This window comes from Actinobacillus genomosp. 2, assembly GCF_029773605.1.
GTDB lineage: Bacteria > Pseudomonadota > Gammaproteobacteria > Enterobacterales > Pasteurellaceae > Actinobacillus.
This window is the reverse complement of record NZ_CP103807.1, coordinates 1,791,391-1,817,500: the sequence shown is the minus strand read 5'-3', so window position 1 is coordinate 1,817,500 and position 26,110 is coordinate 1,791,391. Positions and strand designations below refer to the sequence as shown.

28 protein-coding genes and 1 pseudogene (1 of these 29 cut by a window edge) are annotated in these 26,110 nt (G+C 38.9%); 20 read left to right on the top strand and 9 right to left on the bottom strand.

Features of this window, described 5'->3' with window-relative positions:
• Positions 1–691, top strand: partial view of a DNA ligase gene (locus NYR60_RS09090; RefSeq protein WP_279466870.1) — the 3' portion only. The gene continues 146 nt to the left of window position 1, outside the view; only the last 691 of its 837 coding nucleotides appear in the window; the start codon falls outside the window, past its left edge; the stop codon is at positions 689–691.
• Here NYR60_RS09090 and NYR60_RS09085 read toward each other — a convergent pair.
• On the bottom strand, positions 636–1,568 hold the full coding sequence (locus tag NYR60_RS09085; protein ID WP_279466869.1) for a LysR family transcriptional regulator: 933 nt from the start codon (positions 1,566–1,568) through the stop codon (positions 636–638). The two genes, NYR60_RS09090 and NYR60_RS09085, sit on opposite strands and share 56 nt — an antisense overlap.
• Positions 1,569–1,798: 230 nt before the next feature.
• Between NYR60_RS09085 and ttdA the strand changes: the two genes are divergently transcribed.
• The 8 genes from ttdA to NYR60_RS09045 all read left to right on the top strand — a co-directional run bounded on the left by ttdA (position 1,799) and on the right by NYR60_RS09045 (position 10,278).
• Positions 1,799–2,701, top strand: a complete 903-nt coding sequence (ttdA, locus tag NYR60_RS09080) for a L(+)-tartrate dehydratase subunit alpha (protein WP_279466868.1) — start codon at positions 1,799–1,801, stop codon at positions 2,699–2,701.
• Positions 2,698–3,312 (top strand): L(+)-tartrate dehydratase subunit beta, encoded by a 615-nt coding sequence (ttdB, locus tag NYR60_RS09075; protein ID WP_015674462.1) that lies wholly within the window; start codon positions 2,698–2,700, stop codon positions 3,310–3,312. The genes ttdA and ttdB overlap by 4 nt, the downstream gene beginning before the upstream one ends.
• Positions 3,313–3,409: 97 nt before the next feature.
• Positions 3,410–4,681 (top strand): SLC13 family permease, encoded by a 1,272-nt coding sequence (locus NYR60_RS09070; protein ID WP_279466867.1) that lies wholly within the window; start codon positions 3,410–3,412, stop codon positions 4,679–4,681.
• A 180-nt stretch (positions 4,682–4,861) separates the two neighbouring features.
• The gene (locus tag NYR60_RS09065) at positions 4,862–5,119 is read left to right on the top strand and encodes an oxaloacetate decarboxylase subunit gamma (protein WP_279466866.1); all 258 of its coding nucleotides are present in this window, start codon (positions 4,862–4,864) and stop codon (positions 5,117–5,119) included.
• A gap of 15 nt (positions 5,120–5,134) precedes the next feature.
• Positions 5,135–6,940 carry a sodium-extruding oxaloacetate decarboxylase subunit alpha gene (oadA, locus tag NYR60_RS09060; RefSeq protein ID WP_279466865.1) on the top strand — a complete coding sequence of 602 codons (1,806 nt, stop codon included), beginning with the start codon at positions 5,135–5,137 and terminating at the stop codon, positions 6,938–6,940.
• 16 nt (positions 6,941–6,956) lie between these two features.
• A complete protein-coding gene (locus NYR60_RS09055) occupies positions 6,957–8,264 on the top strand; it encodes an oxaloacetate decarboxylase subunit beta (RefSeq protein WP_279466862.1) in 1,308 nt (435 codons plus the stop codon).
• Positions 8,265–8,386: 122 nt separating this feature from the next.
• Entirely contained in the window at positions 8,387–8,710 is a 324-nt protein-coding gene (locus NYR60_RS09050; RefSeq protein ID WP_279466861.1) for a zinc ribbon domain-containing protein YjdM, read from the top strand.
• A 167-nt stretch (positions 8,711–8,877) separates the two neighbouring features.
• Complete coding sequence (locus NYR60_RS09045) at positions 8,878–10,278, top strand: cytochrome c peroxidase (protein WP_279466860.1); 1,401 nt, start codon at positions 8,878–8,880, stop codon at positions 10,276–10,278.
• Between the two features lie 57 nt (positions 10,279–10,335).
• On the opposite strand, the gene yggU is transcribed toward NYR60_RS09045, so the two are convergent.
• The 8 genes from yggU to yceD all read right to left on the bottom strand — a co-directional run bounded on the left by yggU (position 10,336) and on the right by yceD (position 15,223).
• On the bottom strand, positions 10,336–10,635 hold the full coding sequence (gene yggU, locus NYR60_RS09040) for a DUF167 family protein YggU (protein ID WP_279466858.1): 300 nt from the start codon (positions 10,633–10,635) through the stop codon (positions 10,336–10,338).
• Positions 10,636–11,169 (bottom strand): YggT family protein, encoded by a 534-nt coding sequence (locus NYR60_RS09035; RefSeq protein ID WP_279466856.1) that lies wholly within the window; start codon positions 11,167–11,169, stop codon positions 10,636–10,638. It abuts the gene before it with no gap.
• Positions 11,170–11,292: 123 nt separating this feature from the next.
• Positions 11,293–11,634 carry a YggL family protein gene (locus NYR60_RS09030; RefSeq protein ID WP_005598541.1) on the bottom strand — a complete coding sequence of 114 codons (342 nt, stop codon included), beginning with the start codon at positions 11,632–11,634 and terminating at the stop codon, positions 11,293–11,295.
• A gap of 46 nt (positions 11,635–11,680) precedes the next feature.
• Positions 11,681–12,442, bottom strand: a complete 762-nt coding sequence (gene trmB, locus NYR60_RS09025) for a tRNA (guanosine(46)-N7)-methyltransferase TrmB (RefSeq protein ID WP_279466854.1) — start codon at positions 12,440–12,442, stop codon at positions 11,681–11,683.
• Between the two features lie 47 nt (positions 12,443–12,489).
• Positions 12,490–13,440, bottom strand: coding sequence for a beta-ketoacyl-ACP synthase III (locus tag NYR60_RS09020; protein ID WP_279466853.1), 951 nt, complete (start codon positions 13,438–13,440; stop codon positions 12,490–12,492).
• Between the two features lie 11 nt (positions 13,441–13,451).
• The gene (gene plsX / locus NYR60_RS09015; protein ID WP_279466852.1) at positions 13,452–14,486 is read right to left on the bottom strand and encodes a phosphate acyltransferase PlsX; all 1,035 of its coding nucleotides are present in this window, start codon (positions 14,484–14,486) and stop codon (positions 13,452–13,454) included.
• 24 nt (positions 14,487–14,510) lie between these two features.
• A complete protein-coding gene (gene rpmF, locus NYR60_RS09010) occupies positions 14,511–14,681 on the bottom strand; it encodes a 50S ribosomal protein L32 (protein ID WP_005598552.1) in 171 nt (56 codons plus the stop codon).
• Between the two features lie 17 nt (positions 14,682–14,698).
• Positions 14,699–15,223 (bottom strand): 23S rRNA accumulation protein YceD, encoded by a 525-nt coding sequence (yceD, locus tag NYR60_RS09005; RefSeq protein WP_279445753.1) that lies wholly within the window; start codon positions 15,221–15,223, stop codon positions 14,699–14,701.
• Between the two features lie 218 nt (positions 15,224–15,441).
• Here yceD and NYR60_RS09000 point away from each other — a divergent pair, with 218 nt between their 5' ends.
• The 11 genes and pseudogenes from NYR60_RS09000 to NYR60_RS08950 all read left to right on the top strand — a co-directional run bounded on the left by NYR60_RS09000 (position 15,442) and on the right by NYR60_RS08950 (position 26,052).
• Entirely contained in the window at positions 15,442–16,233 is a 792-nt protein-coding gene (locus NYR60_RS09000) for a cytochrome C assembly family protein (protein ID WP_279466851.1), read from the top strand.
• 96 nt (positions 16,234–16,329) lie between these two features.
• Positions 16,330–17,601, top strand: coding sequence for an HlyC/CorC family transporter (locus NYR60_RS08995; protein WP_279466849.1), 1,272 nt, complete (start codon positions 16,330–16,332; stop codon positions 17,599–17,601).
• Between the two features lie 380 nt (positions 17,602–17,981).
• Complete coding sequence (locus tag NYR60_RS08990; protein ID WP_279466847.1) at positions 17,982–19,496, top strand: sodium-dependent transporter; 1,515 nt, start codon at positions 17,982–17,984, stop codon at positions 19,494–19,496.
• Between the two features lie 11 nt (positions 19,497–19,507).
• The gene (locus NYR60_RS08985) at positions 19,508–19,600 is read left to right on the top strand and encodes a methionine/alanine import family NSS transporter small subunit (protein WP_279445750.1); all 93 of its coding nucleotides are present in this window, start codon (positions 19,508–19,510) and stop codon (positions 19,598–19,600) included.
• 277 nt (positions 19,601–19,877) lie between these two features.
• Positions 19,878–20,852 (top strand): PTS mannose transporter subunit IIAB, encoded by a 975-nt coding sequence (gene manX / locus NYR60_RS08980; protein ID WP_279467981.1) that lies wholly within the window; start codon positions 19,878–19,880, stop codon positions 20,850–20,852.
• Between the two features lie 11 nt (positions 20,853–20,863).
• Positions 20,864–21,688: a PTS mannose/fructose/sorbose transporter subunit IIC gene (locus NYR60_RS08975; RefSeq protein WP_279466845.1), complete on the top strand. Its 825-nt coding sequence runs from the start codon at positions 20,864–20,866 to the stop codon at positions 21,686–21,688.
• 13 nt (positions 21,689–21,701) lie between these two features.
• Positions 21,702–22,538: a PTS mannose transporter subunit IID gene (locus NYR60_RS08970; RefSeq protein WP_279466844.1), complete on the top strand. Its 837-nt coding sequence runs from the start codon at positions 21,702–21,704 to the stop codon at positions 22,536–22,538.
• Between the two features lie 151 nt (positions 22,539–22,689).
• Positions 22,690–22,845, top strand: a pseudogene (locus NYR60_RS08965) (DUF986 family protein); the annotation flags it as partial.
• The gene (gene manA / locus NYR60_RS08960; protein ID WP_279466842.1) at positions 22,845–24,050 is read left to right on the top strand and encodes a mannose-6-phosphate isomerase, class I; all 1,206 of its coding nucleotides are present in this window, start codon (positions 22,845–22,847) and stop codon (positions 24,048–24,050) included. The pseudogene NYR60_RS08965 and the gene manA, both read left to right, overlap by 1 nt.
• Positions 24,051–24,116: 66 nt before the next feature.
• The gene (locus NYR60_RS08955; protein ID WP_279445746.1) at positions 24,117–24,629 is read left to right on the top strand and encodes a hypothetical protein; all 513 of its coding nucleotides are present in this window, start codon (positions 24,117–24,119) and stop codon (positions 24,627–24,629) included.
• Positions 24,630–25,011: 382 nt separating this feature from the next.
• Entirely contained in the window at positions 25,012–26,052 is a 1,041-nt protein-coding gene (locus NYR60_RS08950) for an ABC transporter substrate-binding protein (RefSeq protein WP_279466841.1), read from the top strand.
• The last annotated feature ends 58 nt before the right edge of the window (positions 26,053–26,110 follow it).

Below are 26,110 nucleotides of genomic sequence, written 5' to 3'. Positions count from 1 at the left end.
GGATGGTAAGCAACTTATCAGCCGCCAAGGTAATCCGCTTGCACCTCCGGACTACTTTATTAAAGATTTCCCACCTTTTGCGATTGATGGAGAACTTTTTAGCGAAAGAGGACAATTTGAAGAAATCTCAAGTATCACCAGAGCCAATGAGCCAAAAGGCTGGTATAAACTGAAACTCTATGTTTTTGATGTGCCGAATGCTAATGGCAATCTATTTGAAAGATTAACTACATTGAAAAATTATCTTTCACAGCACCCTACCCCTTATATTCAAATTATTGAACAGATTCCGATTCAAGATAAAGCTCATTTAATGCAATTCTACCAACAAGTGCTATCTCAAAATGGCGAAGGCGTTGTGGTGCGGAATCCGAATACGGCTTATATAAAAGGACGTTCTGCACAAATTCTCAAATTAAAACCCGTATTAGATGAAGAATGTACCGTCATTGCTCACCATAACGGCAAAGGGAAATATCGCGATAAACTAGGTGCAATCACTTGTGAAAACCAGCGTGGACGTTTTCGTATTGGCTCCGGTTTTAAGGATAAAGATCGTGAAAATTCACCACCTATCGGAAGTTTGATTACGTATAAATATCGAGGTCTTACCAAACAAGGAAAAACACGTTTTGCTACATTTTTTCGGATGAGAACGGACATTGGGTCAATTCACGTAGTGACTGAATAAATGCACGTGTCGCACGTGATAAATAACTATTTTTACGATAAATGATTATAACTGTTCGACGTATATCTAGCTCTCCATAGCAGGGTTCTTTATCAAAATGATTTTTTGACACTAATGTTTCAGGTAATAATGCTACACCTAACCCTGCTCCCGCTAACGATTGAGCCGTAGCCATACTTTCTGTTTCCAAGGCAATTTCAGGTACATAACCGGCTAATTCACACTGCTTAATAAGCATCTCATGTAATTTATGATTTTTATTCATTTTAATAAAACGGCTCTGTTTAAATTGTTCTAAACATACTCTTTGACTAAAAGAATGATCACCGGCTTTTAACCCTAGTTCTTTAGCAATTCCATGTTCCGGAGGGATTACTAACAACATTCGTTCTTCAAATAATATTTCATAATCAAAATATTTTTCGTTGACAGGTAATAATGAAATAGCACAATCAACATATCCATGTGTAACCATTTCTTCTAAATTACGGGTACTATCTTCTTTTAAAAATATATCAATTTTTGGATATTGTTGGCTAAAAAGCGGCAATACTCTCGAAAGTAAGTAAGCACTACGGAATGGTGTACTACCGATCGTCACTCTTCCACGTTTGACATTCAAAATATCATCTACTTTTTGCTCAAATTGGTGTTGAATATCTATTATTGCTTTAGCTTTTTCTACATAAAGCTCCCCGACATAAGTTAATTTTAACGGCGAAACACTACGATCAAACAAAGGTGAACCAACCTCTTCTTCCACTTTTTGAATAAATTGACTCAATGATGGTTGAGAAATGAATAATTTTTTCGCTGCATTGGAAAAATTACGCTCTTCTGCTACTTTTAATACATATTTAAATTGCCGAAATTCCATCTTTTTTCCTCTTTTTTAGCTTACAAGCGGTTAAATTCCATCAAAGATTCTCAAAAAATTCATAAAATTCAACCATTTATCATTATATAGGCATTTACCTATACCTAGTATGCAAAAAATCGTATTGGACTTATTTTATACTTCTTCAGTACTATTCGCCATATCAAAGCTTTGTTTAATTTAGTGGGAAGCCGAAAGGCTAAACAAATCAAATCCAAATGGGGTGATCTATGATGACAAAAGAAGAAGGCATACGTTATCTAACTGATACCATTGCTAAATTTGTCGGTTTTACCGGTAAAGTATTACCTGACGACGTAATGGCAAAATTAGAAGAATTACGTAAGAAAGAGGAAGAACAATTACCAAAAATTATTTACGGTGCAATGTTCGATAACCAACGTTTAGCCAAAAAATTAAATCGTCCAAGTTGCCAAGACACTGGTGTAATTCAATTTTTTGTGAAATGCGGAGCTAATTTCCCTTACATTGGTGAGCTTGAAGCACTATTAAAAGAATCGGTTATTCAAGCGACTAAAGAAGCGCCGTTACGCCATAACAGTGTGGAGACCTTTGATGAATATAATACCGGTTTGAATGTAGGTAAAGGCACACCAAGTGTATTTTGGGAAATTATACCGGACAGTGACAAACTGGAATTAGATACTTATATGGCAGGCGGTGGTTGTTCATTACCTGGACAAGCCAAAGTGCTTATGCCAGGTGAAGGATACGAAGGTGTAACCAAATTTGTGTTGGATGTGATGACTAGTTACGGTTTAAATGCCTGTCCGCCATTATTAGTTGGTGTAGGAATTGCAACTTCCGTTGAAACTGCAGCAGTACAATCTAAAAAAGCATTATTCCGCCCTCTAGGTGAACGTAACTCAAATGAAAAAGCAGCTTATATGGAGCAACTATTAGAGGATGGAATCAATAGCATCGGTTTAGGTCCACAAGGCTTAATGGGTAGAATGTCAGTATTAGGGGTAAACATTGAAAATACCGCTCGCCATCCGTCAGTTATCGGTGTAAGTGTAAATGTGGGCTGTTGGGCACACCGCAAAGGACATATTATTTTCGATAAAGACCTCAACTACACCATTACTTCACATTCGGGGGTGACACTATGAGCGACAAAAAAATCTTGACCACACCAATCAAAGCAGAAGACTTGGAAGACATCAACATTGGCGACATCATTTATTTGAACGGTTATATCGTCACTTGTCGTGATGTGGCACACCGTCGTTTAATCAATAACGGACGTGAATTACCAGTGGATATCAACGGTGGTGCAATATTCCATGCAGGTCCAATTATTCGACCGCTTGGTGATGATAAATATGAAATGGTTTCGGTCGGTCCAACTACTTCAATGCGAATGGAAAAATTCGAGAAAGAATTTATCAAGCAAACCGGCGTGAAGGTAATCGTTGGTAAAGGCGGTATGGGACAAGGCACAATGGAAGGCTGTCGCGATTATAAAGCATTACATTGTGTATTCCCTGCTGGCTGTGCAGTATTGGCGGCTGAATGTGTAGAAGAAATTGTTGATGCACAATGGAAAGACCTCGGTATGCCTGAAACGCTTTGGGTATGCAAAGTGAAAGAGTTCGGTCCGTTAATTGTGTCTATTGATACCCACGGTCGCAATATTTTTGAAGAAAATAAAGTTATCTTCAACGAACGCAAAGACAAAGCGATTGAAGAAATCTGCAAACACGTTGATTTCATCAAATAGTAAATAACGTCTTATCAAAAAAATCCCCCCATACATACACTTGTGTGTATGGGGTTTCTTATACCCAAAATTCAGAAATTCACTCTTGGAGGCAATTATGGCTGCAAGTACGATAACGCTACTCTTTTTACTTTTCGCCGTCGTGATGTTTGTATGGGAAAAATTACCTCTCGCTGTTACCGCAATGATTGTTTGTATTGGTTTAATTTTAACTGGCGTGCTGAGCCCGAAGGAAGCCTTTCTAGGTTTTATAGATAGTAATGTGATTTTATTTGTTGGAATGTTTGTCATTGGTGGAGCATTGTTTGAAACTGGTATGGCAAATAAAATCGGAGGTTTGGTTTCAAAATTTGCCAAAACCGAACGGCAACTTACCATTGTCTTAATGCTCGTCACCGGGCTGATGTCTGGTGTATTATCCAATACTGGCACAGCAGCTATTCTAATTCCTGTTGTTGTAGGCATTGCTACCAAATCAGGATTTGCCCGTTCACGTCTGTTAATGCCACTGGTTTTTGCTGCGGCAATGGGTGGCAACTTATCACTTATCGGCGCACCTGGTAACCTAATCGCACAAGGTATTTTAGAACAAGTCAATCTCAAATTCGGTTTTTTTGAGTATGCCAAAGTCGGCTTACCCATTCTTATTGTTGGGATTCTGTACTTCATACTGATAGGTTATCGTTTTTTACCTAATACAGAAAATTTAAGTATCGAAAATTCTATATACGGCAACAAAAAAGAAACAGCAGATGTAGCTACTTGGAAGCAATGGCTCTCACTTATCATCTTAGTCGGTACTTTATTAGCAATGGTACTTGAAGATGTAATAGGTATAAAACTCTATGTATCAGCTTGCGTAGGTGCATTATTACTGGTTGTCACAGGAGTAATGAACGAAAAACAAGCCTATGCACCTATCGACAGTCAAGTCATTTTCTTATTTGGTGGTACTTTAGCTCTTGCTACTGCATTAAACAATACAGGGGCAGGTAAAGATATTGCTAATTTTGTCATTGGTTTATTAGGTTCAAATCCAAGTCCATTTGCATTATTGACTACCGTCTTTATCATTAGCTGTGTACTGACTAATTTTATGTCAAATACTGCGACCGTAGCACTACTCGCACCGATTTGTTTATCAATTGCGAGTTCTTTAGGAGCTGATCCACGAGCAGTATTAATGGCAACTGTTATCGGTAGTTCCTGTGCCTATGCAACACCAATCGGTATGCCTGCGAACACAATGGTATTATCAATTGGCGGTTATAAATTTATGGACTATGTTAAAGCAGGCTTACCACTCATTATCGTATCTACGATTGTAAGTTTGATTTTACTGCCTATTTTCTTTCCATTTTTTCCATAAGAGAATATACAAGCGGTTAAATTTGGAGTGAAACTTGCAAAACACCCTCCAGTTTCAACTGTATCTTAATCAAATGAAGAAAAAATTTGTGAACTGCTCCGCATTTCTGAGCTAAACCATTTGCAGAAAAGAGTGATCTTGCCTATCTTTAAAGAACATCACACAAATAAGGATATATTTATGACAAATGCAGAACTTTTTGGTGAAGGCATAAATTTGATGATTTCAGGAATGGGCTTTGTGTTACTTTTCCTTATCGTGTTAATTTATGCAATTAGCTTCATTTCTACGCTAATTAATAAATACTTCCCTGAACCTATCCCTGCTCCCACAGCAAAACCTGTGTCAAACAGCACTCCAATCAATGATTTAGAACGTTTACGACCTGTGATTGTAGCCGCTATCGCTCATCACCGTCGCCAACAAGGATTAAAATAATAGAGGATTTTTAACATGACTACTCAAAATAAAAAAATTGCGATTACCGATGTTGTTTTACGTGACGCACACCAATCTTTGTTTGCGACACGACTACGCTTAGACGATATGCTACCGATTGCAGCCGAATTGGATAAAATCGGCTATTGGTCGTTAGAAGCTTGGGGCGGTGCAACCTTTGATAGTTGTATCCGTTTTTTAGGTGAAGATCCTTGGGTACGTTTACGTGAATTAAAAAAAGCGATTCCAAATACTCCATTACAAATGTTATTACGTGGACAAAATTTATTAGGTTATCGCCATTATGCAGATGATGTGGTAGATCGTTTTGTAGAGCGTTGTGTAAAAAACGGTATGGATGTATTCCGTGTATTTGATGCATTAAATGACCCTCGCAATATGCAAGCAGCATTACAAGCGGTCAAAAAACACGGTGGTCATGCACAAGGTACATTAAGCTATACCACCAGTCCGGTACACACTTTACAAACGTGGTTAGATGTCACCGAACAATTATTAGAAATCGGGGTAGATTCTCTCGTTATTAAAGATATGTCAGGTATCTTAACCCCAATGGCAGCATACGAATTAGTCAGTGAAATTAAAAAACGTTACGACGTAGAACTTCACTTACACTGCCACTCAACCACCGGTATGGCGGAAATGGCGTTATTAAAAGCGATTGAAGCTGGTGTTGACGGTGTAGATACTTCAATTTCTTCAATGTCCGGTACTTATGGTCATCCGGCAACTGAATCTATCGTGGCAACGTTGCAAGGCACGCCTTATGACACCGGTTTAAATATTCCTCAACTTGAAAAAATCTCGGCTTACTTCCGTGATGTTCGTAAAAAATATGCGAAATTTGAAGGTCAGTTACGTGGTGTAGATAGCCGCATTTTAGTCGCACAAGTGCCGGGCGGTATGTTAACCAACCTTGAAAGCCAGTTAAAACAACAAAATGCAAGTGACAAACTTGATCTTGTATTACAAGAAATTCCTCGCGTACGTGAAGATCTCGGTAATATTCCGCTTGTTACGCCAACATCTCAAATTGTCGGTACTCAAGCGGTAATGAACGTGTTAATGGGCGAACGCTATAAAACTATCGCTAAAGAAACCGCCGGTATTTTAAAAGGCGAATACGGTCGTACACCTGCACCGGTAAATAAAGCGTTACAAGAACGTGTGCTTGAAGGTGCTGCGCCAATTACCGATCGTCCGGCAAATCATATCGCCCCAGAAATTGATAAATTAGTCGCAGAAGTCACCGCACAGGCTAAAGAGAAAGCTATTACCCTCTCAGAAAATGCGATTGATGACGTGTTAATCGTGGCGTTATTCCAACAAGTCGGTTGGAAATTCTTAGAAAATCGTAATAATCCGGCAGCCTTTGAACCTGCACCAACCGTAGAATCAGCTAAACCGGCTCAGGCAGCGGCACCAAAAGCACAACCGCAATCAGGTCCTGCAGTTTATACAGTTGAACTTGAAGGCAAAGCCTTTGTGGTGAAAGTCAGTGAAGGCGGTGATATTACCAATATTGCACCTACAACCCCAGCTACCGCAGCACAAGTTACAACACCGGCTACTGCAACCAGTGCAAATGCCGAACCGGTCAAAGCACCGATGGCAGGTAACATTCTTAAAGTTGAAGTAACCGAAGGTCAGCAAGTGGCGGAAGGCGATGTGTTATTAATTCTTGAAGCAATGAAAATGGAAACACAAATTTGTGCAGCAAAAGCCGGTAAAGTCCAAGGTGTTGCAGTTAAACAAGGTGATGTCGTTGCCGTTGATCAAGTCTTAATAAATCTTGCTTAAACGATAAGGAGTTGATATGGAAAGTATTATCGCTCTGTTTCAGGGCATGGGCATTATGCATATGGAGCTAGGGCAAGCGATTATGATCGCGGTCAGTCTATTGTTGCTCTGGCTTGCAATTGCCCGAGGCTTTGAACCGCTCCTTCTCTTGCCAATCGGTTTTGGCGGTTTGTTATCCAATATTCCGGAAGCCGGTTTGGCAATGACTGCTTTAGATAATCTATTGAATCACGGCACAACCGAACAACTTGCGATTATTGCAGCAAAAGTAAATAGTGCAAGTTTGGATGTGCATAGCATTAAAGAAGCGATTGCATTAGCCGTACCATCAGTACAAAATGAGCTAGAAGTGATTGCCGGAGATATGGGGTATACCGCTGGTGTGTTAGCTCTATTTTATAAAGTGGCGATTGGTTATGGGGTTGCTCCGCTCATTATCTTTATGGGTGTAGGTGCAATGACGGATTTTGGTCCGTTACTCGCAAACCCTCGTACACTATTATTAGGTGCAGCCGCACAATTCGGTATTTTCGCAACCGTACTCGGTGCGTTAGGTTTGAACTGGTTAGGTGTCATTGACTTTACCTTACCGCAAGCTGCGGCGATTGGGATTATAGGTGGTGCGGACGGTCCAACCGCGATTTATTTAGCAAGTAAACTTGCACCGGAATTACTCGGTGCGATTGCAGTAGCGGCTTACTCTTATATGGCATTAGTGCCACTAATTCAGCCACCGATTATGAAAGCATTAACTACAGTTGAAGAACGTAAAATCCGTATGGTGCAATTACGTACGGTAAGTAATCGAGAAAAAATCCTGTTCCCGATTATCTTACTTTTACTCGTAGCACTATTACTACCGGATGCAGCACCGTTACTCGGTATGTTCTGTTTCGGTAATTTAATGCGTGTCAGTGGTGTGGTGGAACGTTTAAGTGATACAGCACAAAATGCACTGATTAATATTGTGACGATTTTCCTCGGTTTATCCGTCGGTGCAAAATTAGTGGCAGATAAATTCCTTCAACCACAAACCTTAGGTATTTTAGTATTAGGTGTAATCGCATTTGGTATCGGTACCGCAAGTGGCGTATTAATGGCGAAATTGATGAATAAATTCAGCAAAAACAAAATTAATCCACTTATCGGTTCTGCCGGTGTGTCAGCCGTACCAATGGCAGCTCGTGTATCAAATAAAGTCGGTTTGGAATATGACAAACAAAACTTCTTATTAATGCACGCAATGGGACCAAACGTAGCCGGTGTAATCGGCTCAGCCATCGCAGCCGGTGTTATGTTGAAATATATCGCAGCGATGATGTAAGTTACTATTGTCTAAGGAGCGGTCAATTTTGAAGTAAACTTTACATCAAAATTGACCGCTTACTTTTTATGGCATTTCATTATAAAATAGCCGACTTTTAGAAGATTAAGGATTTTATTTATATGACATACCCTGTTTGCCCTAAATGCAAAAGCGAAAATACTTATCATGATTCAATTCAATTTGTTTGTCCTGACTGTGCCTATGAATGGACTGGCGAAGAAGTTGAAGAACAAGATGAAGACCAATTAATTGTGAAAGATAGCAACGGTAATTTATTAGCTGATGGCGATGATGTGCTGTTAATTAAGGATTTAAAGCTAAAAGGCTCATCTGAAGTATTAAAAAAAGGTACTAAATTCAAAGGTATTCGCTTAGTAAACGGCGATCATAATGTTGATTGCGGTAAAATTATGCTGAAATCAGAATTTTTGAAAAAAGCCTAATTAACCTGATTCCTATTTTAAACGCTTACTTCTGTAGGCGTTTTTTCATTTAATAATTTCTACATATCGTTAGAATAGTTGGTATAGATTAAAACTATTGATAAATATCAAAAAATATATACCTAGTTTTAGTGATAATAGTAACCTCACTTAAACGGAGGTTACCTATGAAAAAATATTTACTTTCTGCCTTAGCCATTGCCGGTATAGGCTATTTTTCTCTTGTCGGATACGCACATTGGTTTGATAAAGAGCAAGCACCAAAACTATTAGCGTCAGCTGAATTACCAGAATCACACAAAGCAGTTGCTGGGGTAATGTTTGAAAATGGCTGTCAATACTGCCATACACCAAATGCTGAATTACCTGGCTATACCAAACTGCCTTTAGTGGGTCAAGTTATGGCTGAGGATATTGAGAAAGGTGTTAAATTCTTCCGTCTAGATCGTTTAATTGAAGGGATGAAAGATCCAAGTAAACTTTCTGAAGCAGATCTTGCAAAATTGGAACAAGTTATCCGTAATGACGAAATGCCAATTGCGAAATATATCCACGTACACTGGGGTTCTCGTCCTGATGATGCACAGAAAAAAATCATTTTGGATTGGATTACAGCTCAACGCCAAGCACATTTCTTGCCAAAAACAGAAGGTGCAGATGCGACTCGTTTAGTTCAACCGATTCCGGATCAATTAGCAACCGATCCACATAAAGTGGCATTAGGTGAAGGACTTTATTTTGACGGACGTTTATCAGGTGACGGATCAATTCAATGTCATACCTGCCATAAATTAGCTCAAGGTGGTGTGGATAACTTACCTGTTGCAGAAGGGATTCATGGCTTAAAAGGTGGAATTAATGCACCAACCGTATTTAATGCGGCATTTAATAAATGGCAATTCTGGGACGGTCGTGCGAAAACATTAGCTGATCAAGCCGGTGGTCCGCCAACTAATCCAATTGAGATGGGTTCAAAAAGTTGGGATGATATTCTTGCGAGACTTAGTAAAGACGAAGAGTTTATGAAACGTTTCCACGAAATTTATCCAACGCTTACGCAAGCGAATGTTACCGATGCGATTGGTGAATACGAAAAAACGCTTATTACACCGAACAGTGCCTTCGACCGTTTCTTAAAAGGTGATCAAAACGCATTAACTGATGTGCAAAAACGTGGTTATGAACATTTCAAAAATGCGAAATGTGATACTTGCCATACTGGTACGGCAATGGGCGGCCAATCATTTGAATATATGGGCTTATACGGCGACTACTTCAAAGACCGTGGTACGGAATTAACTGATGCTGATCAAGGACGTTATGCAGTAACGAAAGATCCAAGCGATATGCACCGTTTCAAAGTACCAACTTTACGTAACGTAGCATTAACCGCGCCATATATGCACGATGCAAGTGCGAAAGATTTAAAAGAAGCAGTTCGTATTATGGGTATTTACCAAAGCAATAAACAATTCTCTGATACAGAGCTTAATGAGTTAGTTGCTTTCTTAGAGTCATTGACCGGTGAATATAAAGGCAAATTGCTAACTAATGAGAAAGTGAAATAATTTCACATACACAAGCGGTGGGATTTCTGCAAAACTTTGCAAACATCCCACCGTTTTTTATTTATTCAGCAGTGCTTCGATTTCCTTCGGAAGCAATTTGGGTTCTGGCACAAATAATTGCTTATGTCGCTGTAGCTCGCCTTTCTCTAACACAATGCCGCTTTTAGGCACTTTAAATAACTTGCTTAAATATTTCAGCAAATGCGCGTTAGCCGCGCCATCGACTGGTGGTGCGGTAATTGCAATTTTGAGTTCGTTATCGTGTAAACCGACAATTTGATCGCGACTTGCCTTTGGTTGTAAAAAAATCCGCAGGCGGATGCCACACGGATTTTCAATATATTCTACTGCTTCCATTTAAGCAATCGCCCAAAGCACGCCAAATATACTATAGAAAAGGTTATTAAGCAGAATTAAGCCAAAACCGAGAACCATCACCGAAAAATCTAACATACCGGTACGCGGTAATAATTTACGGATAAAGCCTAATACCGGCTCGGTAATTTGTGCCACCATATAATCTAACGGGTGATCACCACGAGTGACCCAACTCATTAAGGCACGAATTAAAGTGGTGAAAAATAGAATCTGACCGAAAGTTTTTACTACGCCTAATAAGCCGGCTAATACTGCCATTGCAACGGGTATACCTAACACAAATTTTTCGAATGCAAGCAATAACAACGCAATCAGTAATGCGGCAAAATTGATGTTTTTTACGGTTGGAATTACTTTGCTTACCGGATTCACTAATGGCGAAGTGAAGCGCAGTAACGATTGTGATAACGGCATATAGGGATCAACACGGCAAAATTGCAGCCAAGTACGCAAAATTAATACAAAGCTAAAAAAGCCGATAATGATTGAAAGAACTGGGGCTAAAAATTCCATCTATCTTCCTCTTAATAAAAATATCTCTATAAACTATTCGGGCGGGAATACACCCGCCCTCATGATAGAAAGCGGCCGGAGTTTGCCATTTTTTGCAAAATTTAACCGCTTATCGCTAAAGCATTAGCCTTGAACCGGATAATCCCACCAGATGTCGAATAAATCGCTTACTTCAACTTGAGTTAAGCCATTGTTTTCTAACCAAGTTTTTACTAATTGTTGGTGAGATTCGTCACATTTGCCTAATTTTTCTAAGCAAACTAAACCTTCCCAATGTAAGTAACCGCTACCTTCATAAGCTAAACCGTTTGGTTTGATAACTTCTGCGATGAAACGATCTACAGTTAAATCAATTTGATCAATCCCTGTGTTTTCTGCGAATTGGAATTTTACTAAGAAACCTAATTCTTGGAATTCTGCTAAGTGCATTTTTTTACGCTGGCGCGCATTACGTTGAATAGCCATTTGTATCTCCCCTTATTTAATGAGAATGGATAGTTAAAATCAATCGTTAAACCGATTGTGCTTGTTTAACGAAATATAAGTCCCACACGCCGTGTCCAAGACGATGACCGCGTTCTTCAAACTTGGTTAAAGGACGGAAATCTGGGCGTGGAATAAAATCATTGGTTGCTGAGGTATTACGTAACTCTTTGTCAAATTGACGTAATACTTCCAGCATATGTTCTGCGTAGTTTTCCCAGTCGGTTGCGAAATGGATAAAACCATTATCGCCTAATTTAGTGAGCACTCGAGTGATAAATTCCGGCTGTACGATACGGCGTTTATGGTGTTTCGCTTTTTGCCATGGATCCGGGAAATAGAGCTGTAGACCGCCAAGTGCACCATCAGCAATTGAATCACGTAAGATTTCGGTGGCATCATGGCAAATCACACGCAAGTTTTTTACACCTTTTTCTACAGCATAAGCGATACAAGCACCAACACCCGGTGTATGCACTTCAATACCGATGTAGTTACGATCCGGATTTTGCTCCGCCATTTCAACTAACGAACGTCCCATACCGAAACCGATTTCTAACACAACCGGATTGTTGTTACCGAAAATTTGCTCAAAATTGAAAGGCGTGTTTTGATAATCCAAACCGAGATTCGCCCAGTTGTTATTCATCATATCCCGTTGGTAATCACTTAAACGGCCGGTACGTAACACGAAACTACGTACTTTACGAAGATAACGACCGTCTTCGGTAAATTCAGCTTGTTCTACGGTTTTACGTTTTTTATCTGCAAAAGTTTGTTTTTCTGACATTTGTAAAAATTCTATCTTTTTTGAGCGCTTGTTAGAGATGATATTGGTTAAAAACGAACAAGGGCAGAACCCCAAGTCCAACCGCCACCAAATGCTTCAAGTAACAATAATTGACCGCGTTGAATACGTCCGTCACGCACCGCTTCATCTAATGCAACAGGCACGGTTGCTGCACTGTTATTGCCGTATTTTTCAACTGTTAATACCACTTGCGACATATCCATTTCGAGTTTTTTTGCGGTTGCGGCAATAATACGAATATTCGCTTGATGCGGCACTAACCAGTCTAAATCCGATTTTTGTAAGTTATTCGCTTCAAGGGTTTCTTCCACCACGCTTGAGAGCTGACCTACCGCTAATTTAAAGGTTGCATTACCTTGCATTTGAATAAAGCCAGATTTCTCATTACCACGCTGTTGTGCCGGTAAAGCAAGCATATATTCAGTATCGGAAGACGAATGTAAATGAGTCGAAATAATACCTTGGTCTTCACTTGCTTCAAGAATAACCGCACCGGCTCCATCACCGAATAGCACCACTGTGCTACGATCAGTTTCATCTAATGCACGAGAATTTAAATCAGAGCCGATAACCAAGGCTTTCTTTACTTTTCCAGTACGTACAAATTGATCAGCAACACTTAACGCATAGACAAACCCAGTACAAGCGGCAGCGACATCAAAAGCAATTGCATCTTTAATATCTAACATACCTTGAATTTGGCAAGCCGCACTTGGATAGGCATGTGAGTTTGTTGTCGTTCCAACTACGATAAGATTAATTTCATTAGGATCGATTTTTGCTACTTCCAATGCTTTTTTAGCCGCTTCCGCTCCCATTGTCGCCACCGTTTCTTCTGCTGTGGCGATACGGCGTTCTTTCATTCCAGATCGAGTAAAAATCCACTCATCAGTTGTATCTACCATTTTTTCTAAATCAGCATTAGTACGAATTTGAGCAGGTAAATAACTGCCTGTGGCTAGAATTTTGCTGTACATATTTCGATTCTCTATAAATTTTGATGTAATCTGTTTAAACCTTGTGAAATTTTATCAGGAATTTTGCCTCTGATCTGCCCAATCGCATGATCTATCGCATAAAAATATGCATTTACACCGGCTCCACCATGGCTTTTTACAACAACGGAAGACAATCCTAATAATGTTGCTCCGTTATGTCGATCCGGATTAATTTGCTGTAATTTACGATAATAGCGGTAAAAAATTGCACGTAACAAATAACGTTTTACTGTATGACAAAGATGAGAATCCGGCGTTGTTTTTTTAAATAGGGTAAGAATATTTTTCGCCGCCCCCTCTAAAGATTTTAAGGCAATATTACCGCTAAAACCGTCACAAACAATCACATCCGCCATATGATTCATTAGCTTATCGCTTTCAATAAAACCAATATAGTTTAAATCATAACGCTGTTTAAGCAACTGATGCGTATCACGAATAATTTGAGTACCTTTATTCTCTTCCGTACCAATATTTAATAATGCTAAACGCGGATAGACCAAATCCAGCATCACTTCGGCAAAAATATTACCCATTTCAGCAAACCGGAGAAGTAGATGACTATCTGCTTCTACATTAGCACCAAGATCTAACATCACGCTTGATTTACCATTAATACTTGGAATTAAAGTCGTCAATGCCGGGCGTTCAATATTTGGTAACGACTTTATCAATAATTTAGCTAATCCCATCAATGCCCCTGTGTTTCCGCCACTTATACAGCCGTCTGCCTTTCCCTTAGCCACAGCTTCCAATGCCAAACGCATTGAACTGCCTTTACTTTGGCGTAATGCTTGAGTAAAAGGAATATCGGCTTCAATAATATGAGATGTATGTACAAAACTAATTCGCTGTTGCTGCGTAGACGGAAGGGAATTAAGTAATGGGGAACATTGGCTCTGATCGCCAAATAAAACAAAAGATAACATTGGATTTTTTTCCAATGCTAAAGATAATGCCGGGATAGTAATACGGGGACCAAAGTCCCCGCCCATCACATCTAACGCGAGGGTTAGACGATTCAACTGATACCTCGAAACTAACCGAGATTATTTGTTGATTACTTTACGACCACGGTAGTAACCATCAGCAGTTACGTGGTGACGTAAGTGAGTTTCACCAGTTGTTTTATCTACTGAAACTGCTGCTGTTGTTAATGCATCGTGTGAACGACGCATATCACGACGTGAACGAGATTTTTTATTTTGTTGAACAGCCATTGGCTATACTCCTAGATCTAGTTTTTCTTTAAATTAGCTAATACAGCGAACGGGTTAGGTTTTTTCGCCAATTCTTCCGGCAATTCGCCAAACACCTGTTCACTCACGGACACTTCACAGTGTTCTTCACTATGCATCGGGACTAGAGGCAATTCGATGATAAATTCATCTTCAATCATATCTAGTAAATTTACTTCACCGAACTCGTTTACTTCGATAGGTTCATAAATTTCGGGCAAATTGTCCGCCTGATCCATATTGGACACTGGACTGAAACAAAACGAACAGTCAAGCGTTTGTGTAAACGGGTTACCACATCGTTGGCAATCAAATTCCACCTCAACTTTAGCCGTCCCTTTAATGACGGTCAAGCGTTGGGGATCAACATATAACGAGAGAGTAACTTGTGCATCGCTTAGCACATTACATACTGATTCACCCAAACGACTAAGTAGACTACTTGGAAAGTAGCCTTCGTAATCCATTCGACGCTGAGCGTCTTTATATGGGTCAATAGTAAGGGGTAGTTTTACCTTTTGCATAGGGTGTGCATATTACAGATAGAAAGCAAAATAGTCAAAGAGAAAATCGGATTTTTCTAAAATATATCTGCGGTTGAATAAGATCATTCAAATGCTTTGATATAAGGTAAACTTTAAGAATTTTTTCACATCTAACCATAGCAAAAAATCAATAAAACTGGTAAGTTGATTACTTGTATCTGAAAACTATTCTTATTTTGAAATTAAACGGGATGACAATGTTATTTGCTACTTTAGCGATACTCGCTTATTTTACCGCATTATTATGGGTTACTCCCACACTCGTCAATTTAGAACACCAAACTGCAGATCAAAAACCGAATATTAAAGCGGTCTTTGGTTTCGGTTTGCTTGCCGTACTATTCCACACCATTAGCTTATCTCAGGAATTTATTTTAAGGGGAATTGGGCAAAATTTCTCGCTCGCAAATGTAAATTCAATGATGAGCTTATTACTAACAGCCTTCGCTACACTGGCTTTACCTCGTTGGAAAACTGTTTGGTTTCCGTTGATGGTCGTTTATACCTTCGGTATCTGTAGTGTCGCCATATCTACTTTTACAAGCGGTAATTTTGTCAAAAATATTGCACAAAACACTGGGCTTATATTCCATTTAGGCATTGCAATTTTTTCTTATGCTCTGTTTTTCCTCGCTTTAATTTATGCATTCCAATTAAAATGGTTAGATAAGAAACTTAAAAGCAAAAAAGCAGTTTTTTGTAGTATGCTACCACCGTTAATGACCGTAGAACGCCACTTTTTTACACTAACATTAGCTGCTCAGGCCTTGCTAACCGTAACGCTAATATCAGGTATGATTTATTTACACAACTTCTTTGCACCTGAACAAATCCATAAAGCAATATTCTCATTTCTTGCTTGGCTTGTTTACAATATCCAACTTTTAGGACAATGGAAATTCCGTTGGCGTGGAAATCGGGTGCTAATTTATTCGATTTTAGGTACAATACTACTTACTGTCGGTTATTTTGGTAGTCATTTTATCTAATCGGCAGATACTGGGAGCGGTCAAATTTTTCGGCAATATTGCAAATAATTTTTCAAATTTGGCCGCTTAATGATTCATTTATATAGGACGTTTATTTTGGACAGTATTCCCCTGAGTACGCTTTTTATTTCACTCGCTATTCTTTTATTCCTTTCTGCATTTTTCTCAAGTTCTGAAACGGGTTTAATGTCACTTAACCGTTATAAAATGCGTCACCTTGCCGAAAGCGGTCATAAAGGGGCGAAACTTGCGGAAAAGCTTCTCAGTAAAACAGATGTATTACTCAGCCTTATCCTTATTTGTAATAACTTAGTCAATATTGCCGCTTCTGCGATTGCAACAATGATCGGTATGCGTTTAGCCGGCGATGCTGGTGTGGCAATTGCAACTGGTGCATTGACCTTTGTAATGCTAGTTTTCTCAGAAATCTTACCTAAGACGATTGCTGCAATTTATCCGGAAAGAATCGGTTTTTTTGCAAGTTACATCTTGACCCCATTAAAAAAATTATTAATGCCGTTGGTATTCTTTATGAATTTAATCATCAACGCTTTAATGAAACTCTTACGCGTTAAAAAAGATGAAAACACCGGATTAAGTGCGGAAGAATTACGTGGTGTCGTTTTGGAAGCCGGGAAATTTATTCCGACTGAACACCAAGAAATGTTAATTTCCATCTTAGATATGGAAAAAGTCACAGTCGAAGATATTATGGTACCTCGTAATGATATTGGCGGTATCGATATTGATGACGATTGGAAATCCATTATGCGTCAACTAAATCATGCGGCACATGCTCGAGTAGTGTTGTATAAAGGCAATATGGATAAAAATGTGCTAGGAATGTTGCGTGTACGAGAGGCATTCCGCTTGCTATTAGAAAAAGACGAACCAAGTAAGGAAACACTCATTCGTGCGGTTGACGAGGTGTACTTTATTCCGGAAGGCACACCACTGACGACACAATTAATGAACTTTAAAAGCAATAAAGAACGTATCGGTTTAGTGGTTGATGAATATGGCGACATTAAAGGTTTAGTCACTTTAGAAGATATTTTAGAAGAAATTGTCGGTGAATTTACCACGTCAACAGCCCCAACGATCGAAGAAGAAGTTCAGCAACAATCGGATGGCACAGTCATTATTGAAGGTTCAGCAAATTTACGTGATTTAAATAAATTATTCGGCTGGAATTTACCGGTTGATGAAGCACGAACATTCAACGGTCTTATTTTGGAACATCTTGAAAAAATTCCGGATGAAGATACGCAATTTGAACTGAATAATTTAAAAGTTACAGTTCTAGAAGTGGCGGATAATATGGTAAAACAAGCTAAAGTCGAACCAGTTCTCCCAACCAAAGAATAGTCATCCGATAAGCGGTTAATTTTGTCAAATTTTTAACAAAATTAACCGCTTTTCTTATTTCGCTTCGTTATCCTTTCTCCTACCATTTCTTTTCCGCTCATTTTTTAAGCCCTTGATATTCAAACAGTTGTGCTACAAATTGAATCAGCACGCTATATAAACCTCTAAAAACCAAACAAAATTAGAATAATAATCCAAAACAAACACAACCAACCAGTTTATTTATCTAAAAAAACACACAAAAATACCAATATGTTTTATTTTATCAGCTTTACTTCTCAACAATTCTTCGGCATATTTCTCGTCATTGCGGTTTATCCGCTATCTATTTTTTCCAAATAAAAACGTGTGTTTAAAATTCAAACTTTGAGGTATATTTCGTGTCTTCTCATAACTCAGCTCCGGCAACTCGTGCTACATTTTCAGGACGTAATGCCTTTATTATTGCCGCCATCGGCTCAGCCGTTGGCTTAGGAAACATTTGGCGTTTCCCTTATACCACTTACGAAAATGGTGGTGGTGCATTTATTATTCCTTATATCGTGGCACTTTTAACTGCCGGGATTCCGTTGCTCTTTTTAGATTTTGCTATCGGACATCGTCATCGTGCCGCTGCCCCACTTTCTTTCCGCCGCTTAAATAAACATTTTGAAGTATTTGGTTGGTGGCAAGTTTTAGTGAATGTGATCATTGGTATTTATTATGCGGTTGTGCTTGGATGGGCGGCAGTTTATACCTATTTCTCGTTAACTAAAGCGTGGGGAGATAAACCGGTGGATTTCTTTGTCGGTGAATTTCTTAAAATGGCTGATGTTGCCAATGGTATTAGCTTTGATTTTGTCGGTATGGTTGTAGGTCCACTTATCGCCGTATGGATTATCGCACTTATCGTATTAGCATTAGGGGTAGAAAAAGGAATTGCAAAAACTTCAAGTATTCTAATGCCGGTGCTAGTTGTGATGTTTATCATCTTGGTTATTTCAGCATTATTCTTACCTGGTGCAAGCAAAGGTTTAGATGCCTTATTTACGCCAAACTGGGAAAAACTTGCCGATCCAAGTGTATGGATTGCCGCTTATGGTCAAATCTTTTTCTCATTATCCATTTGCTTCGGCATTATGGTAACTTACTCCTCATACTTGAAAAAAGATGCGGATCTTACCGGCACAGGTATGGTTGTTGGGTTCGCCAACTCAAGTTTTGAACTCTTGGCAGGAATCGGGGTATTTGCGGCTTTAGGCTTTATGGCAACGGCGGCTGGCCAGGAAGTGAGCGAAGTGGCAAAAGGTGGTATCGGTTTAGCATTCTTCGCTTTCCCAACTATTATTAATGAAGCACCGATGGGGACTTTACTTGGGGTATTATTTTTCGGTTCACTCACATTTGCCGCATTAACCTCATTTATTTCTGTAATTGAAGTGATTATTGCCGCAATGCAAGACAAATTAAAATTCGGTCGTATTGCTTCAACATTTATTGTCGGCTTACCAATGATGGCTGTATCTGTTGTATTATTCGGCACAACTACCGGATTACCAATGTTAGATGTCATGGATAAATTCGTAAATAACTTTGGCATCGTTGCGGTAGCCTTCGTGTCTTTAGTCGCTATCGTAGCTAAAGGTAAACTCAGCACACTAGGACATCATATTAATAAAACCTCTTCGATTAAAGTTGGTACGCTATGGCGTTTATGTGTAGTCGTTACAACTGGCGTATTAGCCTTTATGTTATTTAGTGAAATTATTAAAGTCTTTAACGAAGGTTATGAAGGCTATCCGAGTTGGTTTATTAATATCTTCGGTTGGGGAATGGCGATTGCACTGATTGTGGTAGCATTTATCCTCTCTCGCTTGAAATGGAACAATGAACCTGACTTTAATGTAGAGCAATAGGAGGCAATCTAATGAATACTTCAGCAATTATTATGATGAGCATTGCACTTATTATTATTTGGGGCGGATTATTTCTCGCTATAAAACGTTTACCTAAAGAATAATATTTGTCAAAAATTCTCTTAAAAAGACCGCTATTTTTTAAATAGCGGTCTTTTTTTATCTTTTCTTCCTTCTTTCCGATTAATTTCGATAATTAATTTTGAAATAAAATTAATAACAACACACTTAATAGGTTATATAACATACAGAACAAGCAAAGAAATGCGATATATCTCACAAATTAAGAAAATTAGGTTTGATTTATGTAAATCAATAAAATAAATTTACTCCAATTTTCAATAAAACAAGTTTTGTAAATTCATTATAAAGGAGAAAATGATGAATATTGCTATCATTATAGCAACCCATGGTGTTGCTGCTGAGCAGCTTCTCAAAACCACTGAGATGTTGATCGGCGAGCAGTCAGACGTTGCCTATATCGACTTCATGCCCGGCGAAAATGCAGAAACCATTATGGGTAAATATCAAGTATTAGTGGAAGGTAAGTTATCACATTGTGATCGAGTGCTTTTCCTTGTTGATATGTGGGGCGGTAGTCCATTTAATGCGGCAAACCGTTTCCAAGAAGGAAAAACCAATATGGACGTAGTAACCGGCGTGAATATTCCAATGCTGGTCAATACGTGTATGGCTCGTGATGATGTTGAATCACTAGAAGAATTAGTTGAGATCGCGTTAGAAGCCGGCTCAACAGGCATACGTTCATTAAATCACCAACTGGCTACAGCAGAACCGGTAGCACCTATGATACAACCGCAACAGGCAGCGCCTGCACAACAAATTGTGGATGACGGTCGTCGTATGACGATTGCGTTAGCTCGAATTGATGACCGTTTAATTCACGGTCAGGTTGCAACCGTATGGACAAAAGAAAGTAAAGTAAAACGTATCATCGTTGTAAATGATGATGTGGCTAAAGATAAAGTACGTTCTACCATGCTGAAAAGTGTAGCGCCACTCGGTGTAACGGCTCACGTAGTTGATGTTGCGAAAATGATTCGTGTATATAACAACCCTGAATATGCCGATGATCGTGTAATGCTATTATTTACTAACCCGAGTGATGTATTAACGTTAATTGAAGGCGGTGTTCCGTTAACTTCAATCAATGTAGGAGGTATCTCTCATAAAGAGGGTAAACAAATGGTTAGCCATGCGGTAGCCGTGGATCAAACAGATATTGATGCCTTTAAAGTGATTGACGCAAAAGGCGTTGAATTAGAAGTGCGTAAAGTAGCAAGTGATAGTCATCAGAATATGATGGAATTATTGAAGAAAAATAACTTAATTTAAGGGAAATTATTATGGAACTCTCAGTATTACAAATCATTTTAGTGTTCCTTGCAGCTTGTATTTCAGGCGCAGGTTCAATCCTTGATGAATGGCAAACCCAGCGCCCTATCGTGGCATGTACGTTAGTGGGTTTAGCGTTATCAGTAGGTGCGCCGGATTCTGCGGAAGTGATTAAAAATGCCATCATTATCGGTGGTACGCTTGAATTAATGGCATTAGGTTGGATGAACATCGGTGCGGCAGTTGCACCGGATGCGGCATTAGCTTCTGTCGTTTCAACTATCCTTGTTATTGTTGGCGGTCAAGAAATCACAACAGGTATCGCAGTAGCAATTCCACTTGCAGCGGCAGGTCAGGTATTAACTTATGTGGTACGTGCGATTACCGTTGGTTTCCAACACGCGGCAGATAAATCAATCGAAGACGGTAGTTTAACTCGCTTAGACTGGTTACACCGTGGTGCGTTAATGCTTCAAGTAATGCGTATTGCTATCCCAGCACTTGTTGTTGCATTAACAGCAGGTACTGACGTTGTACAAACAATGTTAAATGCAATTCCACCGGTTGTCACAACAGGTCTTAAAATTGCAGGTGGCTTCATTGCGGTCGTAGGTTACGCAATGGTTATCAATATGATGCGTGCAGGTCACTTAATGCCTTTCTTCTTCGCAGGTTTCGTTATTGCAGGCTTTACTGATTTCAACCTTGTTGCACTCGGTGCATTAGGTGCAATCATGGCATTGCTTTACATCCAATTACATCCTAAATACAACAAAAGCCAACAAGTTGTGGTAACACAAGCAACTGATAACGGCTTAGACAACCGCTTAGACTAAGAAGGAATTTACTATGACGACAGAAATTAAAAAAGTAACAAAAAGTGATTTGAATGCGGTTGTTCGTCGTTCAAACTTATTCCAAGGTTCATGGAACTTTGAGCGTATGCAAGGCTTAGGTTTTGCTTACTCAATGGTACCAGTGATCAAATGTTTATACCCGGATCAAAACTCACAAGAACGTAAAGATGCGATTAAACGTCACTTAGAATTCTTCAATACTCAACCATTCGTTGCTGCACCGGTATTAGGTGTAACGATTGCGATGGAAGAAGAACGTGCAAATGGTAAAGAGATCGACAATGCGGCAATCAACGGTATTAAAGTGGGGTTAATGGGACCGCTTGCCGGTGTGGGTGACCCAATCTTCTGGGGTACGGTACGTCCGGTATTTGCAGCGCTTGGTGCGGGTATCGCATTAAACGGTTCAATCCTCGGCCCGATTTTATTCTTCGTATTATTTAACCTAGTTCGTTTAGCGACCCGTTACTATGGTGTAACTTACGGTTATAAAAAAGGTTTAGACGTAGTACAAGATATGAGTGGCGGCTTGTTACAAAAATTAACGGAAGGCGCATCAATCCTCGGTTTATTTATTATGGGGGCGTTAGTTCAGAAATGGACGAGCATCAATGTACCACTTGTCGTTTCTACGATTCAAATGCAAGATAGTACGGAGCAAACAACAACCGTACAACAAATTCTTGATAGCTTAATGCCGGGTTTATTACCGTTATTATTAACCTTTGCTTGTATGTGGTTATTGCGTAATCGTGTGAATGCACTTTGGATTATCGTGGGCTTCTTTGTTATCGGTATCTTAGGTGCAGCAACAGGTGCATTAGCTTAATATTGCTTTTCCACGGAAACCGACTTACTCTAATAATATAGATATAATTTGTGTTTCCGTGGTTTTATTTTACAAGCGGTAAAATTTGCGGAGTTTCTTACAAAAATTCAATAAATTTTGACCGCTTGTTTATTTATGTTTCTTTTTTACCAACATCTTTTTTGAATATGCTAATATTTCTCAAATTAATGTGGCAGAGTTACAAATTGTTGTAATTGATTTAAAAAGTGGACAACGTTTGTTAATACGTATTCAAACACCCAAAGATATTGAGAACGTGGTAAGCTTTTTTGGAGGATATAAATAATGATTTTTAAATTAAAAGGTAAATTTCAGCATTATGTTTGGGGAGGAATGAGCTTTATTCCAAACTTCCTGAAATTATCCGAACCTGATGATAAACCTTACGCAGAATATTGGTTAGGTGCTCATCCTGTCGCTCCGTCCGATATGCTTTTTGAGCAAAACTGGCTTCCTCTCGATAAAGTCATTGAAGCCGCTCCTGAATTACTTGGCGACAAAATTCGTAATCAATTCGGGGACACACTTCCTTATTTATTGAAAATTTTAGATATAAAACAACCGCTTTCTATTCAAGTGCATCCGACTAAAACCGAAGCTGAATATGGTTTTGAGCAGGAAAATTTACGTAATATTCCGTTAAACGCACCGAATCGTATCTACAAAGATGCTAACCATAAACCGGAGATGATGATTGCACTATCCGATGTATGGGCATTGCATGGATTTAAAGCCATTAGTGAAATTAAAGCTTCTCTGCAAGTTCACGATTCCCTTAAACCTATTGCTCAAGCGTTAGAAGAAAAAGGTTTGCCTCTCGTTTATGCCGATATTATGCAAGCGGATAAACAACAGCTTGCCGATTGGATTTTGCCAGTTGTAGAGGCGAAACGAGCAGAATATCAAGCAGATAAGTTGAAACTGGATAATCCGGATTATTGGGTCTGCTATATTGTTGAAAATATGCAATCGCCGCTCGAGGAAATTGACGGCGGTTTAATTAGTTTCTATTTTTTCAATATCGTACATATGAAAAAAGGTGAAGGTCTATATCAGGGAGCAGGCTTACCTCACGCCTATTTACGAGGACAGAACATTGAATTAATGGCAAATTCGGATAATGTTATTCGTGGCGGTTTAACGCCTAAATATATTGATGTACCGGCACTTTTACATTCCATTGATTATCGTCCGATTACACCGAAAATTATTCCACCTTATCAAGAAAGCGACGGATTTATTCATCTTTATCCGACACCAGAAGCAAAGGATTTTGCCTTACAACATATGGAATTTAAGGCGTTTGATGAAGAAAATTTTACTACGGATAGTGCCAGTATCTTGCTGGTTATGAAAGGCAATATCTATATCGATTTAGGCGAAGAATCCATTTATTTACAGCAAGGTGAATCTGTTTTTATTGCGGCAGACAGCCAAGTCGAGATTATTGCGGAAACAGATGGCTATGCTGTCATTGCAACTGTGCCGTAAATCTGACAATATATGCTATAGTTAATTAAAATTAGATTTTAATCCTAAAGAAAATTGAGGTGAATTATGAAATTCTCAACATTACTTACCACTGTAGCAATATCAGCATGTTTAGCGATGAATAGCTATGCCGAAGGTAATAAAATTCAGCCGACAGTTGAACACAAAGCAACAACAAAAAATGCACCTCTTTCCGCGAAAGATGCTAAATTGAAACAATTCAACGATAGCATTGGTTTAGGCTTTTCTGGTTATGAATTAGCACGTAATAACCAAGGTCAACCAATGATTAGTTTTAAATATAGTATTGAAAATAAAACAAAGCGTAATATTCGTATTGTGCAATGGGCAGTAAATTACATCCATAATGGTAAAGTCATCTTAACTCAAGATGCACCGGTTACCTTTAAAGATAATTTAAAACGTCAAACTACAGCGGAATTAGCCTTTGCTGTACCGGTTTCAGAATTACCGCAAGAAGCTCAAGCAATTTTCCTCAGCAATAAAGCTGAACTTACCGCACAATTTGAAGCTCGCCAGATTGTGTTTTCAAACGGTGCAAAAATCATTGTGAAATAGCACTCTCGAAGCTGTTAGATTTTTGTATAAATTGCGCAGTTGTACAAAAGTTTGTTTGTAGGGGTGAACCGTGTTCGCCCTTATGACATTCATCATAAATTGTTTGGGCGAATACAATTCGCCCCTACATCATTGAAACAGATTAGCCTCTTTGTGCATTTGCTACATAATTTCGATCAATTATAACCTCTCTTTTTTCTTAATTACCTTTCCTATCACTCTCTTACTCATAACCGCTCATTTCTAAACAACAAATCTTCGTTTTGTGAACTTGCTCACGGTATTTTTCATTCAATTACTGTAAATTAATATGGAAAAGAAAATATGATTGATGCTATTTCATCATATTTTGTTGATTTACACTCAATATGAGGTTTGGATTATGAAATTTGGAAAACTTTCTTTAGCAGTTTCAACCGCATTACTTGGTGCTGGTTTAATGTTTAGTTCGGCTGCTCAAGCAAAAGGGCGTTTAGTTATTTACTGTAGCGCAACAAATGTGATGTGTGAAAATGCAGCTAAAACGTTTGAACAAAAATATGATGTAAAAACATCTTTTATCCGTAACGGTTCAGGCAGTACCTTTGCGAAAATTGAAGCAGAAAAAAATAATCCGCAAGCGGACGTATGGTACGGAGGGACTTTAGATCCACAATCACAAGCAGGTGAATTAGGCTTATTAGAAGCATATCGTTCACCGAATATCGACCAAATTATGCCTAAATTCCAAGATCCGGCAAAAGTAAAAGGTAATCTAAGTTCTGCGGTATATATTGGTATTTTAGGCTTTGCGGTAAATACCGAACGTTTGAAAAAATTAGGCATTGAGAAAATGCCGCAATGCTGGAATGATTTAACTGATCCGAAATTAAAAGGTGAAATTCAAATTGCCGACCCGCAAAGTTCAGGTACAGCCTATACCGCTATCGCAACCTTCGCTCAACTTTGGGGCGAAGATAAAGCGTTTGATTATTTCAAACATCTCCATCCGAATATTTCTCAATATACCAAATCAGGTATTACTCCGGCACGTAATGCCGCTCGTGGTGAAACCACAGTCGGTATCGGTTTCTTACATGACTATGCGTTAGAAAAAGAACAGGGTGCGCCACTTGAAATGGTTGTACCGTGCGAAGGTACCGGCTACGAGTTAGGTGGCGTAAGTATCTTAAAAGGTGCGAGAAACTTAGATAACGCTAAATTATTCGTTGATTTTGCCCTTTCAAAAGAAGGTCAGGAAACCGCATGGAAGAAAGGTCAAGCATTACAAACGTTAACCAATACTACGGCGGAACAATCGCCGCTTGCGTTTGATCTCACTAAACTGAAATTGATTGATTATAATTTTGAAAAATATGGTGCAAGTGACGAACGTAAACGCTTAATCAATAAATGGGTTGATGAAGTGAAATTAGCGAAATAATCGCCTTTTATAAGCGGTCGTTTTTCGTAAAAATTTTGCAAAAAATCTACGAAAAACG

Excerpts from the sequence above, each read along its gene's own strand:
- NYR60_RS09085 (WP_279466869.1), bottom strand. The coding sequence starts at position 1,568 with ATGGAATTTCGGCAATTTAAATATGTATTAAAAGTAGCAGAAGAGCGT.
- ttdA (WP_279466868.1), top strand. The coding sequence starts at position 1,799 with ATGATGACAAAAGAAGAAGGCATACGTTATCTAACTGATACCATTGCT.
- ttdB (WP_015674462.1), top strand. The coding sequence starts at position 2,698 with ATGAGCGACAAAAAAATCTTGACCACACCAATCAAAGCAGAAGACTTG.
- NYR60_RS09070 (WP_279466867.1), top strand. The coding sequence starts at position 3,410 with ATGGCTGCAAGTACGATAACGCTACTCTTTTTACTTTTCGCCGTCGTG.
- NYR60_RS09065 (WP_279466866.1), top strand. The coding sequence starts at position 4,862 with ATGACAAATGCAGAACTTTTTGGTGAAGGCATAAATTTGATGATTTCA.
- oadA (WP_279466865.1), top strand. The coding sequence starts at position 5,135 with ATGACTACTCAAAATAAAAAAATTGCGATTACCGATGTTGTTTTACGT.
- NYR60_RS09055 (WP_279466862.1), top strand. The coding sequence starts at position 6,957 with ATGGAAAGTATTATCGCTCTGTTTCAGGGCATGGGCATTATGCATATG.
- NYR60_RS09050 (WP_279466861.1), top strand. The coding sequence starts at position 8,387 with ATGACATACCCTGTTTGCCCTAAATGCAAAAGCGAAAATACTTATCAT.
- NYR60_RS09045 (WP_279466860.1), top strand. The coding sequence starts at position 8,878 with ATGAAAAAATATTTACTTTCTGCCTTAGCCATTGCCGGTATAGGCTAT.
- yggU (WP_279466858.1), bottom strand. The coding sequence starts at position 10,635 with ATGGAAGCAGTAGAATATATTGAAAATCCGTGTGGCATCCGCCTGCGG.
- NYR60_RS09035 (WP_279466856.1), bottom strand. The coding sequence starts at position 11,169 with ATGGAATTTTTAGCCCCAGTTCTTTCAATCATTATCGGCTTTTTTAGC.
- NYR60_RS09030 (WP_005598541.1), bottom strand. The coding sequence starts at position 11,634 with ATGGCTATTCAACGTAATGCGCGCCAGCGTAAAAAAATGCACTTAGCA.
- trmB (WP_279466854.1), bottom strand. The coding sequence starts at position 12,442 with ATGTCAGAAAAACAAACTTTTGCAGATAAAAAACGTAAAACCGTAGAA.
- NYR60_RS09020 (WP_279466853.1), bottom strand. The coding sequence starts at position 13,440 with ATGTACAGCAAAATTCTAGCCACAGGCAGTTATTTACCTGCTCAAATT.
- rpmF (WP_005598552.1), bottom strand. The coding sequence starts at position 14,681 with ATGGCTGTTCAACAAAATAAAAAATCTCGTTCACGTCGTGATATGCGT.
- yceD (WP_279445753.1), bottom strand. The coding sequence starts at position 15,223 with ATGCAAAAGGTAAAACTACCCCTTACTATTGACCCATATAAAGACGCT.
- NYR60_RS09000 (WP_279466851.1), top strand. The coding sequence starts at position 15,442 with ATGTTATTTGCTACTTTAGCGATACTCGCTTATTTTACCGCATTATTA.
- NYR60_RS08985 (WP_279445750.1), top strand. The coding sequence starts at position 19,508 with ATGAATACTTCAGCAATTATTATGATGAGCATTGCACTTATTATTATT.
- manX (WP_279467981.1), top strand. The coding sequence starts at position 19,878 with ATGAATATTGCTATCATTATAGCAACCCATGGTGTTGCTGCTGAGCAG.
- NYR60_RS08975 (WP_279466845.1), top strand. The coding sequence starts at position 20,864 with ATGGAACTCTCAGTATTACAAATCATTTTAGTGTTCCTTGCAGCTTGT.
- NYR60_RS08970 (WP_279466844.1), top strand. The coding sequence starts at position 21,702 with ATGACGACAGAAATTAAAAAAGTAACAAAAAGTGATTTGAATGCGGTT.
- manA (WP_279466842.1), top strand. The coding sequence starts at position 22,845 with ATGATTTTTAAATTAAAAGGTAAATTTCAGCATTATGTTTGGGGAGGA.
- NYR60_RS08955 (WP_279445746.1), top strand. The coding sequence starts at position 24,117 with ATGAAATTCTCAACATTACTTACCACTGTAGCAATATCAGCATGTTTA.
- NYR60_RS08950 (WP_279466841.1), top strand. The coding sequence starts at position 25,012 with ATGAAATTTGGAAAACTTTCTTTAGCAGTTTCAACCGCATTACTTGGT.